This window comes from Haliscomenobacter sp. (assembly GCF_033763495.1).
In the GTDB taxonomy this organism is placed as follows: domain Bacteria; phylum Bacteroidota; class Bacteroidia; order Chitinophagales; family Saprospiraceae; genus Haliscomenobacter.
On sequence record NZ_JANRKL010000023.1, the window covers coordinates 13,539 to 28,848 of the forward strand.

The following is a 15,310-nucleotide window of genomic DNA, read 5'->3' on the forward strand; positions in this document are numbered from 1 at the left end:
TAATGCGCAGCATAAAAACTAATCTATCAAAATCTAAAACCATAGTTATGAAGTCAATATTACTCTTTTTATTGATATCACTGTTCCCATTTTGGGCATGGGGGCAGGTCGTTTCCAAGGTATCCTTTGATACTGAGAAACCCATGGTCGCACAAGATTTTAAAATTACGCTCAGTGGATTTTTCCCAAACGGATGTTTTACGGGGGCAATAATCACCAATTATAAAACTTCAAATGGGCAGTTTCTAGATCTTGAAGTGACCTACTCCCGTACAAATAATGAGGTTTGTACCCAGGCGCTTATTCCTTTTTCGGTTTCAAAAGTCTTGAAAATAAATGATTCGGGCTCTTTTGAGGTGCGGATTAATGGTCAAGTGCTAGATAATCCAATCTACCTGGAGGTATTTGAAGAAACCCTTATTCTTCCTACTATCTGTTCTAAGTCAACTACTATTTCATGTGGCCAAACCCTTTCAGGAAGTACCTCAAGTGAATCGAGTGTACAGTCCAGTTACAGTTGTTCACAAGAATATTCCTGGAATGGCCCCGAAAAAGTTTATCGTTTTTCAGTGACCAGTACAAGCACTGTAACCATAACATTGGCTTTGGCAGCTGGCCTTGACTTGGATTTGTTTTTATTAAGCTCTTGCGAAAATCTTAATTGCATCGCCCAGAGCATTACTAACAATTCTACATCAAACCTGGAACGAATTTCGAAAACGCTATCCCCTGGCATTGTTTATTACATCGTAGTTGATGGCGAATTTTCAACCTCGAAAGGGGCATTTACAATTAATTTAAATTGTGGAACTTCTGGGGGTGGAGAGTCAGGTGGAAGTATTTGTGGTAAGGCTACCGCGATTAGTTGCGGTTCCCTGGTTAGCGGAAGCACGACCAATGAAACAAACTATCTCACTACTTACAATTGTCTTAGAGGGTATACCCTTCTTGGCCCAGAAAAAGTTTATAAGCTTTCGATATCACAACGGTCTCCAGTTACAATCACTTTAACTATTGGCATTTCTGGACTTGACCTGGATTTATTTTTGCTTAATGATGTTTGTAAAAGTGGAACGGGTACACAAGTATACAGTATATCAAGCGGGGATTGTATTGCTGAGAGTTCGACTCCCAATACTAGTTCAAGGCTTGAATCCATAACCAGGACACTTGATCCAGGTACCTATTACATTGTAATTGACGGTCAGTACGCCAACTCTTATGGAAGCTTTCAATTAGCTGTTAATTGTGGTAGTTCAGGAGGTAATATTTGCGAAAAAGCCAAACCAATATCTTGTGGAAGTTCGATAAGTGAAAGTACCTCAAGCGAAACCAATTTTCTTTCTAGCTATAGCTGCCTTCCTGGATACACTTTGGTTGGCCCAGAAAAGGTTTACAAATTTGTCTTGACAGAAACAACACCTGTTAGTATAAGATTGGATATATCCACCGCTGGCCTAGATTTGGATTTATTTTTATTGAGTAACGTTTGTGGTTATACCACTTTTGACCGAGCTCTTGCCATTTCTTCCAATGATTGTTTAGCAGCGAGTTATACTTCAAATGCCAATTCCCGCAGTGAAATAATAAACAAAACCTTATCTGCTGGTACGTATTATATCGTTGTTGATGGCCAATACACGTCCTCGAAGGGTAATTTTCAACTCTCGGTCAATTGCAATCAGGGGAGCATATGTTCAAAAGCCACCCCGATTTCCTGTGGAACTACTGTTACAAGTAGCAACACTGCCGAAACCAATAGCCTGAATCAATATGATTGTTTAGCAGGATATAACCTGGTCGGGCCCGATCGAGTATATAAGTTTACCCTGACGGAGCGCACTACTGTGGATATCAATTTGGTTATTCAAACTGCTGGAATTGATCTGGACCTCTTTTTGTTAAACAATATATGTGCCTCTTCCGAAACCTATGTTTACAAAGTGTCCGGTGCTCAGTGTATTGCAGGTAGTACGACTGACAATCGAAGTTCCAATCGTGAACAAATAACCCAAACTCTGGAAGCAGGCACATATTATATCGTAATCGATGGCCAATACACTTATTCGAAGGGTAATTTTCAACTCTCGGTCAATTGCAATCAGGGGAGCATATGTTCAAAAGCCATCCCGATTTCATGTGGAACTACCGTTACAAGTAGCAACACAACCGAAACCAATAGCCTGAATCAATATGATTGTTTGGCAGGATATAACCTAGTCGGGCCCGATCGAGTATATAAGTTTACCCTGACGGAGCGCACTGCAGTGGATATCAATTTGGTTATTCAAACTGCTGGACTGGACTTGGATCTCTTTTTGCTAAACAACGTTTGCCCTTCTAGCTCAACCGCCGTATTCATTGTATCGGGTACCCAATGTATTGCGGGTAGTACAACGGACAACCGCAGTTCCAATCGTGAACAAATAGCACAAATTCTGGAAGCAGGCACCTATTATATCGTAATCGACGGCCAATACGCTTATTCGAAGGGCAATTTTCAACTTTCGGTCAATTGCAATCAGGGGAGTATTTGCTCAAAAGCCATCCCAATTTCATGTGGAACTACAATTTCAGCGAGTACTACTACCGAAACCAACAGCTTGAACCAATATGATTGTTTGGCAGGGTACAACCTAGTTGGCCCAGATAAAGTGTATAAATTTACCCTGACTGAGCGCACTACCGTAGACATTAATTTAGCCATTCAGACGGCCGGCTTGGACTTGGATCTCTTTTTGCTGAATAATGTTTGCCCTAGTACCTCAACATCTGTATACATTGTGTCTGGAGCACAATGTATAGCCAATAGTTCTTCCAATAACCTAAATTCGAATCAAGAAAAGATTATTCAGACGCTTGATCCAGGAACATATTATATAGTGGTAGATGGCCAGTTTGTTCAATCCAAAGGGAGCTTTGTCTTGAGTTTGAAGCGGGGCCTATGCAAAACGCCAGTAGACGTAACCTGTGGAACGGTTCTATACAATGAAAATTTTGTAAGTGTTTCTAACTGTATAGACCAGTATACCTGCGCGGGTTCAGCTTCGTCTTATCCTGGGAGAGAAAAACTTTATAAAATTGTTCTAAGTTCAACCACAAACCTTCAGGTAGGTTTACATAGCTCTGCTGTAGCAAACCTGGATTTATTTCTGTTCAAATCGGATGATTGTAACCCAATTACCTGTATCCGTAAGGCATCTGCTTCAGAGTTATCCAATAGCAAATACATTTTGGAATCACTTCCTGCTGGAACCTATTATCTTGCTGTAGATGGTACAGGTAACAATCAGAACCTACTCTATTCTATTGATTTTACTTGTGGAGAATTAGCGTGTGGGAACAGTCCAATCCTTTCCTGTAATTCGGCCCAGAGTAATAATACGGTCTCAGGGAGCAATAATGTGAGCGTCTATGGCATCAAACAAGCGAATGGGACTACCAAATACTACCCGGGTTTCATAGGAAAAGAAAAAACCTATTTACTTGAAGTTTATGAAACTCAGAACATAAGTATTTTTCTTCGGCCGAAAATCAACGGAGAAATAACCGGGGATCCAACCCTGTTTTTATTCAAATCTTGTTCTAAAACGGATGGGCTGTCCATCAGTATGACCCCCGGGCAATCCATCGAAAGGATGGATGTTTTACTTACTCCCGGTACTTATTATGTGGTCGTTGATGAATACCTTAACGTTTCCTCCAATTTTGAAGTTTCGATCAGTCAAACTCAGGCTTGTGCAAATATCTGTGAATATGGCTCCGTACCTGTTTATAGAGGAGTTACGGTTAACAATAATTTGAGAGCTAATGAGCTTGCGCCCTTACTCCTTTATTCAGAATCATGTGTAAGAGAAATATTTGGGCCAAACTTGAGCAATAAAAAGTTGTATGCAGATATTTACACCTTCTTCAATGATGAAGCCGGCCGGGAAATTTCGATATCCCTTAATACGAGTTCTGATCAAACTACCCGTGCCTTTGTTTTTCGATGCAACAGCTTAAGTGCAAGTTGTTTAGGCGTAACTTCAGAAGGAAATCTCGACTTGGGAAACAGCCCAATTGGATACTATTATATAGTCATCATCAGCACGACAAATCCAACCTATTCATTCAATGTTTATCCTAATGGGGTCTGTCAAACAAACCCCGAAGACATCATCCCCAACACACCCGCTATTTCGAGAACAGTTAGTGGTAAAGTAGATAATTTCAACATTGGCGGTGGTCAATACAATGGCTACAGCAGTTGCTATAATGGGAGTCGTACCTATCGTGGGGAGGACCTGGAGTTTCAATTCACCGTTGAAAGTGCAGTAACAGCTACGATTACCCTGACTAGTAACTCTGCTATGGGTATGTTCCTATACGGTTATACCTGCGGAAAAGGTTGCATCAACTACAGTGAGACGGGAGCTACTGGAGGTTCTACTCAGATTGTGGACTTTCCACTTTCTGCTGGAACTTATTTTATCATTGTTGATAAAAATACGCCCGGTGGCATTGGAAACTTCACGATAAAAATTGAAACCCTCAAGGATGAGGAACATGTAGTATTTATAAAGGATGAAACTTGTGTCCAGGATGAATCCAAAACACATACCATCAGAATTCAAAAACCAGGCCTAAATTACTTTGAGAATGATTCAGAGGTATTTTTCCTTTATCCAACCCCCGATCGAAAATGGCTGCAAAGTTCCTCCGGCTCGTGGGATTCAGATCCTGCACGCAACAGTATGAGTTTTGAATTGAGAAGGGATTTGTTGACAGATGCTGATAAGTGCAGTTACCAAGAGGGTGATTCTATCTACATTTGTATTCGGAGTGGTAAATCAATTGAATTCTTAAAGCCTGTTTACGACAGAGTCGGCCAGAATTCTTCTGTAAATGCAGGTAGCAAATTTAAAACAGGTGGGATTAGCAGCATCAGTCGATTTGAATTGGAAAAGCCAAGCCATTTTTTTCCTTCTATAAGGGCAATAAGGGTTAGTTCTCAAAGAGATACTATTGTGGAGTTTGACTTTTCTACTTCGGATCCGTTTTACGTTAAATTGGAACCAGCAGCTAATTGGATTTCCATGCTTGAATCGGGAAATACAGGGGCAGCACCACGTGATGAAAAAAATCCTTACCCTGCTCAAAGGTCCAGGATCAAACTCAAAATAAATAAAAACACCAGTGGTGTAGCCCGGCCGGATGTCAAATTGGTATTTGTTTCTACTGGCCCGATTCCCTTCACAAATGAGGTATTGGTACAACAAAGAATCTGTACTCCATTCAGCGCTTCTTTGACTACCTCCAGCACTACAGCTTGTTTAGGGCAGGTCGTCAATCTCAGTACTAGTGTTAGTACAGGTACGTTGAGTGATTATAACTTCGCTTGGAGTAACAGCAATCGTACCGATCCTAGTATTCAGGTAGAAGCCAGCCGACCAGGACCTATAAGTTATTCCGTCACCGTAACGGGCAACGAAAATCAATGTAGAGCAGAGAAAATAGCTACTGTAACCGTTAACTACATTGCAGCACCTGCGGCCCCTACAGCGGTACAAAGTACAGTAAGTGCTTGCACTAACGCGATAGTACCAACTTTGTCGGTAAGTGCTTCATCTGGCTTGAGTGTTGACTGGTACAATGGTGCAGCAACTAATGCAGTGTTGTTGCAATCTAATTCCAGGTCCTATACACCAACTGCATTTAGCCAGGCAGGAGACTACTTCTTTTATGCTGAAACCAGAAACAGTGCGGGTTGTACGAGCCCTCGTATTCCGATTAAGGTCTCAGTTGCCCCTTCTTTGAGCGCCGAGGGTCGTATTGAATTAAACCAAAACAGCAATGAAGTTTGCGCAGGTAGTTTTGTGGAATTAAAAGCCGTCCTCAACTCCGGTTCTACTGGCAATTATAATTTTGAATGGAGCAACGGCTCGAGTAATTCTTCCATTTCATTCGGCAATGTTACTCCAGGGGATTATGCCTTATCGGTAAAAATTTCCGCCAAAAGCGGTGTATGTTCTACACCTAAAACGCTTAGCACGACCTTCAAGGCCCTGGCTAAACCCACACTACCTGTGCTACCAAGCAGCCTTTCGGTATGTAGTGGAGCACAAGCAGACGCAATCACAGTCAATACTCCTTCAACTGTTAGTATTTATTGGTATTCCAATACAGGTCAGCTTCTCAACAAGAGTCAGAGTTTTCAACCGCCACTAATTACTACCCCTGGAGAGTATTCTTTCTTTGCAGAAGCTGTCTATGAACGTATTCCTGGGTGTACAAGTGAAAAAACCCAGGAAATTAAACTAATCGTTCAAGAAAACTCCATAGTCAGTGGCACCATTAATACCAGTACCAACTCTAGGGAAGCTTGTTTGGGAACACCTTTACAATTATCGGCAGTACCAAATTCAGGTACTGCTGCGGAATATTCTTTCAAATGGAGCACTGGAGGGTTTGGTCCTAATGTAATTGCAAATACAAATATACTTGGGAAACAGACCTTTACGGTAAGCATTACCAATAACAACCTCAAGTGTCAAACAACAATACCCGCACAAATTTCAATCGAGGTTAAAGGATTACCTGAAGATCCTGTACCCTTCGAGGCAGAAAAAAACATTTGCCAAGGTACTTTAACTTCTCTGGTGGTAAAACCCTCTGCCGGTTCAGAAATGTACTGGTATACCAGTTTGTCCAGTACTGAAAACCCATTCTTGAGTAATTCGAATAACTTTACTTTCGTCACGCCCCCCCCCGCCGGAGAGAAAGTATACTATGTAGAAGCACGGTACAGTAATGGTTGCGTCAGCAAAAACAGAGTCCCCTTAAAGCTGGTGGTTAATCCTAATCGTAGTATTGAGGGGGGAATTGTAACGGATACTGGTAACCCAATGCTCTGCCAGGGAGAAGCACTTCAGGTATCTTTTAAACCAACCAGCGGCTCCTTGAGTGATTTTCGATTGGAATGGTCCGACAATGCTTTTACTGGCGCAAGCCGCACCATTTTGACTACTGATGCAGGTGAGTTCGTTTACAAGCTAAAAGTATCGGGTGCTCAGGGTACCTGTGTTACACCCAAAGAATTTACCTACCAGGTTAATGTATTGTCGATGCCCCGCTTAACAGCTAATGTTCCGGAAAACAATTACGTCTGTTTGGCCCAACAAAATGCACAACTTTCCTTAACTACCACCTCCAATACAATCGTTGATTGGTTTGACCAGAATCAGGTTTTACTTAAACAAAATGCGAATCCATTTTCACCAAATGTGTCATCAGGCGAATATACCTACTACGCTCAATTGCGCAGTACCGAAGGTTGTATCAATCAACAAAAGATTGCCTATAAATTAAAGGTATATCCCAAGCTTGATTTGAACCGGGAGCCTGTCGAGTACCCCATTTTGTGTTATGGAGGGAACGATGGAATAATTCATCTCAGAGTTAATGAAAGTAATATTGGAGAGCTGAAGTATAACTGGTCCGATCGACCCGGATTGAATGTACCTAGGAGAACAAACCTAAGTGCAGAAACCTATTCGGTCGAACTCTTATACGGCATCGGATGTACCCAAAAATTTAACATCCTTTTATCTGAACCAGACTCCATCCAAATCAAAGTAGTACAGATAGTGGGAGATACCAGCCAGTTCAGAACCGGGCGCATTAACGTTGAAGTTCAGGGGGGGAATCCACCTTATAGCTTTATTTGGAAACGTAATGGTAGAGCAATCAGTAACGAACAAAACCTCAAAACTGTTCCAGCAGATATCTACCAACTGGAAGTATTTGATGCCAACAACTGTAGTAAATTGAGTCAACCCATTTCGGTGCCAAGTGTCGTTGGTACCACAACTGGAACTAAAGAACACCCTTGGCAGAGCTTGATTAAGGTTAGTCCAAATCCTAGTGATGGCATGTTTTTGCTTACACTGGATCTACCCGAGCAAGTTATTATGAACATTGAAGTCCTGAACCAGCTAGGGCAGAGCATATTGAGGCTCCCAGAGCGCAGCATCTTCAAGAATAAAGTTGAAATCAATCTTCATAAACAGGAAGCTGGGGGTTATTTCATCAGATTGGCCTTTGCACAAGGTGTAATTACCAAACGAATACTCCTGGTAAGATGAAAATGATTCGTAATTTTTTTTATTTCTTTTTTCTGTTCAGTATACTGCTTTATTCAGGTTCAGGGTGCACAGAAATGCGCCCTGAACCCTTGGTTTTTTTTGAGGTTCAAACCATAAAGGCAGAAATAGACAGCATTCTGGGCAAGCTTAAGGTCTCCGGCGAAATCAATAATGCTGAAGGAGTAAGCATTGTTGAACACGGGGTGGTTTGGTCTAATCGTTTAAAAGATTTAGAATTAAATGTCAATGTTGTTCTTGAAAAAGCCCCAACAACAACCTCGACTAGTTCAAGTTTTACGGTTACACTAAGCAACCTGAATTTAGATTCAACTTACTATGTACGAGCATACGCTAAAGTGCAAAACGGGCGCACCGCGTATGGTGATATTTTGACCTTCAGGTATGGGGTAAATCTATCCATTGCAAAGCACAGACAATTGAATGATACCCTCTTCTTTGAGGCAAGAATTACTGGCCTAAAACGTTTTGCCCCAATCTTCCCACAAATTCGTGAAATGGGAATTCAATTGGAAAGGGCCTCTGGTGTAGGTTTTCAGCAAATTACTCTTGAAAAGCGAAATCCTTCTACCCAAATTAGTGATGGAGATTACGATTTTAAGATTGACTCCATTATTTTCAATCAAGATTATCAGGCTAGTTTTTACGTCATCTCGGGGAATAAGCGATGGGTCAGCCCCCCCTATACTTTTTCCAGCGTCGGAGGTTGGAAAAGACTTGATGGCTTCAACCAGGCTTTGCAAGGTGCAATTACCATTGAAATAAATAACAAAGCCTATGTTGGTTTTGGCTACCCTAATTCCTGTGATGCTGAAGATCGAACCAAGTTCCGTGAGTACCCAACCCCAATTGAGCGCTTTAAAGACATCCAATCCGATGATTTTGTTTTTGGGCGAAAACATGCCTCTATCTTCAGCATCGACAATCGGGTTTTTTATGGCCTTGGGGAGAATAACGAAGGCAACTGTATTTCCAGCTATCGTTGTGATTTTTTTGAATTTATTCCCTCCACTGGTCAATCTTTACTTGTTTCTGATTGCTTTCCTGGAGGGGCGAGGACCAACGCCGTGGCATTCTCTTTACAAGGAAAAGGTTTTATTGGTCTTGGGCTTGGCAATTCATCACCTCGTTATTTGGCCGATTTTTGGGAGTTTGATGGCCGTAGAAGCTGGCGTCAATTAACCGACCCCAATACAACCTTGGGTAACCGGGAAGCAGCCTTTGTTTTTCAGTTTGCTGATCGTGTATTTGTGGGAGGAGGAGCCGCCGGTGACCGTTATTTTAACGATTGTTGGGAATTCATCCCCCCTGGATCTCAGAGCAATCAAATTAGCTGGCAACCACAAAGTTCTTTCCCTGACCAGGGGCGGGAAAACGCTTTTTCGCTAACCCTGAATGGGAAAGGATATTTGGGTCTAGGTTACCATAGCTTAATTGGGGCATTTAATGATTTTTGGGAATTTGACCCCCAAAAAGCCATAGGCCAACAATGGAAACGATTGCCTGATTTTCCAGGTGAAAAAAGAGAAAGTTCGGTTGCCTTTACGCTCAATGGAATGATTTATGTGGGTGGGGGTCAAGGACGTCAACCCTTCCAAAATAAATTTACCTCTACTTATCCAAGCGATTTTTGGGTATATACACCTACGAAATAATAACTATGAAAGGACCTAATCTTACTTTTCCCTTGTTTTGTTTGATTGTTTTCCTGGCGATGAATGTATCTGTTTATTGCCAAAATTGCAGCTATGATCAATTGGTACAGGAGGCTAAAAAAAAGTTTTCCACTCGGGATTACCGCGCCGCCATCAATGAATTCCTAGCCGCTAAGGTTTGTAACGACCGACCGGAGGTGGATAATCTGGATATATGGATAAAAGAAGTTCAGGATGCATGGGTTGCTGAATTGGAAAAAGAAAGAAACCGTGCAAGAGAGGCAGAAATCCAGGCAAAAAAGGAAAAGGCTGAAGCAGAAGAGGCCAGAAAAGCAGAAGAAGCTCAAAAAATAATTGCAGAAACAAATGCACAAATTGCCAGAGAAAAGGAAGAGTTGGCCAGAACCCGCGGAAAATTAGCTGAAGGCTTGCGCCTTGCATTACTTTCGGATAATGAAAGAAGCAAAGGTAATAAAACAGAAGCATTGTTGCTTGCCTTCATTGCTCAGGAGATGCTTGGTAAAGCAAATGAAATCGAAGTAGAACGTGCCCTTGGCGCAGCAGTGCTTGAAGCCCTGAGCACACCTGTCCAAACCTTTTCCAAAGAAGTGACCAAACTCAGCTTGCTTCCCGAAAATCATTCTCTGATGGTTCACTCCGCTGAACAAATCTACATTTTTTCTACTCATTCGCTCAAGTCAGGCATTACAAGCCTTGGAGAAAACCAACTGAATCGGCTATTTGAATTCGCTCCTGATGGAAGCTTTGCCATTGCCTGTGCATTAGGAGGGAGGCTGGATTGGTGGACCAAGGAAGGAAAATTATTTAAACAGGCAGCCGCTCATTCTGAATCGATTTTGGATGTTGAATTCGCCACAGATGGCAAAAGTTTTGTCACAGCTTCTAGAGACAACTCGGCTAAATTATGGGATAAAGATGGTCGACTTTTGAGTTCTTTGATAGGCCACAATGGCAACATATACGAAGTGCATTTTTCTCCAGACAACCAAAACCTTTTAACCAGGTCATCTGATGGGACTGTTAAGGTCTGGAAACGTGATGGCACTGAAGTTTGTACAATCGCTCCTGAAAGTTTTTATGTTCATTCCGCTGTGTTTACCCCAGACGGGGCAGGCATCATTACCGCAGGAGGAGATGCTAGTTTGAAATTTTGGAGTCTAAAGGGAGAGCAAATCATGAACATCCAGGATCATCAAGCTGCTATTTCCAAAGTTATTTACAGTCCAAATCAAAATTTGATTTTGACACTTGGGGTCGATAACATTACCAAACTCTGGAACAATAAAGGCCAATTCATCGCCAATCTGCAGCATTTCCATGGTTCTGCTTCTACCATTACTTTTAATCCTCAATCTTCGATGATCGCCAGCACGACTAAAGAAGGAAGAATACTGTTGTGGGATATAAATGGCCAAGCTTTACAGACTCTAGATCGCCATCGTCGACCTATCACAAACCTCCAGTTTTCACCTGAAGGTACCCAAATCATCAGCACTGCCAAAGATGGGAAAGCCTTGCTTTGGTCAATCGAAGGTAGGGTGATCATGGAACTAAACCTTGGATCAAAGGACCCCTTGCCTGTTTTTTTCTCTTCTTCCGGTGACCGCATTATATATTTCGATAGCTCAACAAATACACTTTATCAATGTCCTGTGCCTATTGAAGCCATCAGGAAAATTAAATCTGACATATCAACATACCTGGTGGCGTTGAGTGAAATAAAAGCGAAATATCAGATTCAATTTTGGGAAGAAAGTGGGCATTGAAATGGTCAAAATGGTAAGGTCTGCGTGGTAAATCAAGGAGGCAAAACGGGATAATCTCCGTAAATTTGAAGCGGCAGAACCCTTTAATGAAGAAGGTGATCCTGGAAGTACCAACTTGAGGCGTTCAATTTCGAATGAATCGAAAAGGGGGATGTATTAAAAAATAATGAATTATCAACTATTTAAAAATGCAGGTGATGAGTAGAATTTCAAATTTTGCGGGGGAAATAATGAAACTTGTAGGACAGAATGAGTTGAAGCATGCCCTGGAGCGCTTACAGGAAATCCTACAGAAAAGCCCATTATTAAATGAAGCAGTAGGACAATCTGGGCGATTAACTGCCTTGATGCAACAGATTAGGAATGGGACAATCAGTTATGAAGAGGCAGCACTGGAAGAGAATAAGTTGCGTTATGCCCTAATCGACTTAGTACGGGAAGCGGAGGAGTGTGGTGCCTCCAATCCGGCCATTCAACAGCAGGTAGAAGAGGTACTTAATACGCCCGTGGCTGGCGCGATGCATCAGGCCAGCTTGACTGGAGATAGGAATATCATCATCCAGGGAGTACAAGGTAGTAAGGTAAACATACAGACCAAAGGTACCTGATGATATTATTATTGGCGGAGAAGATTTGTGGTATTGAGCAGACAGGTGGTATAATTTGAAATTAATACTCCCTACCCGCAGTATTTCGCAAGCGAATCAGAATAGATGGCCCGTATTTATCCCGATAGGTTTGAATCAATTTTTCAAGATCACTTTCGTTGGCAGAAAATCTACGCACAATAGGCTGAATGGGGCGATCGGTAGAAACCTGGGTATTGTCCAATTCTATAGAACCATTTTCCAGGAAGTTAAAGTAGCCATAATACCCTTTGGGCAAGTCGTTGGGCTGGCTAATCCCCGCCAGGTCATTAAAAAACTGTACAACTACGGGCTGAGCAGCTGCATCATAACCAATGTACCCCCAGATGGTGTTGTCTGGAATACGCAGGAGGGTATTGTGCAGAACTCTGAAGCCAATGGGGGCTGGCATAGATAAAAAAAAACTACCGCTGCTGACCACCAGGCGTCCGGTGCTGGGTACAATTTGTCCTAGTTTGATGGTACAAGGATACACCCCATTTGAAATAGTACCTAAATCCAAACTGGACTTTGCAGTTCCTACACCACGCTCACAAACACTGGAAATCTGGGGTTTGCCTAAATTGATTTCGATGTTGTTGCCCTTACGGTTGATTGAACTCTCAATGAAGTAATTCAGGCAATCCTGGTTTTTGATGGTATTGGCCTTAATCAAAAAGGTACGGCTTTGGTTGCTCAGGTTTTCCCATAAGTCTAACTCGTATTCTTTCTCAACTTCGGTATCCAAAACCGGCGTTTCGGTTTTATCAATATTGCACGCTTGCATCATTAGCAAGAGGCACAATACGGGAACCGTTTTTGATAAAAAAGCGAGCATAATTGGTCATTTTGGGTTGTCTGTAAGCAAGCACATTGGCCTTTACAGGCTCTCTATCCTGAAAACGGATAAAAAACCCTTTCTGCTGCTTGCAAATATAGGGTACACTTCGCATTTCACCCAAACACATTCTTTTTTTTTCAATACCTTCTCTCTTCCCTTAGAAATCTTACACTTATCAATTAAGATTTTATTTTTTCTCTTATACAAAATATTCAGCTATTTAAGGTTTTAATTTTCTGTTGTAAATTGCGTCATAGATTTATGACAAAGAGGGAGGAGCCCCTTATTTCCTGACCTCAAACCAAAAACAAATTTTATGCACATCAAGAACTTTAGTGCACTGTTCCCAGCACTATTATGCGCCTATTTATGTCATGCTCAAAACCTTGCGCCAAATGTAACCCTAAGCGCACCTGCCAATGGCACCATTTTTCAGCAGGGCCAAATCATCAGCTTAACAGCCAATGCCAATGACCCAGATGGTAGCATCGACAAAGTGGAATTTTATCAGGATGGGCAACTAATCGGAGAGGCTAGTGATGCGCCCTTTGAGTATCAATTGGGTTTTACACCTCCGGGTGTGTATAGCTTTGCCGCTAAAGCTTTTGATAACAAAGGGGCTTCCAAAATTTCGACTGCGATTTCAGTTACGGTTAACGCCCAACCTTTTGCTTTTTTGAGTTCTCCCGCCAACAACAGTATTTTTCACGGCAGTGGTAACCTTATTTTACTAGCCAGAGTTGGAGACACCGACGATGCCGTTCGCAAAGTAGCTTTTTTCCAAAATGGAGTCAAAATTGGAGAGGACACCATTGCGCCTTACTCCTTGTCTTTGAGTAACTTGGAACCAGGTCCCTATTTTTTTGCCGTTCAAGCCTTTGATTCGCGGGGAGGTTCGGGAGTCTCTACACCTTCAGCAGTATTGGTAAATGCAGTGCCTGTTGTCCAAATCGGAGGGGCTCGTAATGGCGACATTTACCCCCAGTTTTCCACCTTAAATTTTGAAGTTAGTGCCTTGGATCCGGATGGAACCGTAAAAAAAGTGGAGTTTTACCTGAATAATTCAAAAATAGCGGAGGATAGCATTGCTCCTTACGAATACGAATACAGTGCCAACACTTATGGCAACTTCAACTTTTTTGTCCGGGCAACTGATAATTTGGGGGGTATTGCTGCTTCGGGCTCCCTTACTTTTGTCGTCAATGCCCCTCCTATTGTGGCCATTGCCAGCCCGGTCACAGGTGCAAAATATACACCAGGGAGTGTTTTGACCTTACAAGCCAATACCAGTGATGTAGATGGAAGCGTAAGCCGGGTTGAATTCTGGCAAAATGGAGAAAAACTGGGGGAAGACATGGAATCTCCCTTCACCTTCATTGTCAATAACCTAAACTCCGGTCCTTACATATATGCAGCAAAAGCATTTGATAATTTTGGCGCATCAAGTACCTCCTCACCGATCGCAGTAATTGTCAATGCTCCTCCCAGTCTGAACTTCCAAAGCCCGACCTCGGATACCACGATTCTCCAAAATACTCCTCTGACCGTTCGTTTGAATGCAAATGACTCCGATGGAGAAATCCTCAGGGTAGAGCTGTACCTGAACGACATAAAAGTGGGCGAAGACGGGCAAGCCCCTTATGCCATTACCCTCAACAACCTACCTTTGGGGGTGCACAAATTAAAAGCCAAAGCCTGGGATGATGTTGATGAAGTGAAAGAAAGTAAGGTGATCAACCTCACGGTAAATACTCCAACTTCAACCAGGGAAGTCAATTACCGTGAAATTCAATTTTTCCCTAACCCCGTAAAAGAGAAGATTTATTTGATCGGACTGAGTGAATCAACCCGTATCCGGATCTACGACGCCTTGGGGCGCTTGGTGCAAGAAAGCAGCGCGCGCAGCGAATTGGATGTGCAAAATCTGGACGTAGGCAGGTATTGGCTCATCACCCAAAACGGGCAACGCGCATCCTTTGTTAAATTCTGACAACCTGAAACTACCAATAAAATAGAAAAACCTCCTGTGGCAAATGCCTACAGGAGGTTTTTCCTTTGGTAAGAACAGCGTTCGGACATTGAAACGAATGCCTATTGTGGGATGATTCCCCCACAGCCATTGTTCCAGTTCTTCCCATCCTTTTTACCGCCAGTGATCTTTTTCATATCTTCTTTCTTGACGGTTTTAAGGTCTTTTTTCAGGTCGTCCAGGTTCTTTTTTTCATCTTTTGGTTTTCCCATATGAGTGCGTTTTATG

The 15,310-nt window shown here is 42.3% G+C and carries 6 protein-coding genes; 5 read left to right on the forward strand and 1 reads right to left on the reverse strand.

Going from position 1 to position 15,310, the window contains the following annotated elements; all coding sequences use genetic code 11:
- Positions 1-47: 47 nt before the first annotated feature.
- From SFV55_RS02025 to SFV55_RS02040, 4 genes are all read left to right on the forward strand, one after another.
- Complete coding sequence (locus SFV55_RS02025; RefSeq protein WP_320027780.1) at positions 48-8,126, forward strand: pre-peptidase C-terminal domain-containing protein; 8,079 nt, start codon at positions 48-50, stop codon at positions 8,124-8,126.
- Positions 8,127-8,200: 74 nt separating this feature from the next.
- Positions 8,201-9,799: a hypothetical protein gene (locus SFV55_RS02030; protein ID WP_320027781.1), complete on the forward strand. Its 1,599-nt coding sequence runs from the start codon at positions 8,201-8,203 to the stop codon at positions 9,797-9,799.
- 5 nt (positions 9,800-9,804) lie between these two features.
- Positions 9,805-11,586: a WD40 repeat domain-containing protein gene (locus SFV55_RS02035; protein WP_320027782.1), complete on the forward strand. Its 1,782-nt coding sequence runs from the start codon at positions 9,805-9,807 to the stop codon at positions 11,584-11,586.
- Positions 11,587-11,783: 197 nt separating this feature from the next.
- The gene (locus SFV55_RS02040) at positions 11,784-12,194 is read left to right on the forward strand and encodes a hypothetical protein (RefSeq protein ID WP_320027783.1); all 411 of its coding nucleotides are present in this window, start codon (positions 11,784-11,786) and stop codon (positions 12,192-12,194) included.
- Positions 12,195-12,255: 61 nt separating this feature from the next.
- Here the strand turns inward: SFV55_RS02040 and SFV55_RS02045 are convergent, their stop codons facing one another.
- Complete coding sequence (locus tag SFV55_RS02045; RefSeq protein WP_320027784.1) at positions 12,256-13,050, reverse strand: hypothetical protein; 795 nt, start codon at positions 13,048-13,050, stop codon at positions 12,256-12,258.
- Positions 13,051-13,369: 319 nt separating this feature from the next.
- Here SFV55_RS02045 and SFV55_RS02050 point away from each other — a divergent pair, with 319 nt between their 5' ends.
- Positions 13,370-15,043 carry an Ig-like domain-containing protein gene (locus tag SFV55_RS02050; RefSeq protein ID WP_320027785.1) on the forward strand — a complete coding sequence of 558 codons (1,674 nt, stop codon included), beginning with the start codon at positions 13,370-13,372 and terminating at the stop codon, positions 15,041-15,043.
- Positions 15,044-15,310 lie beyond the last annotated feature (267 nt).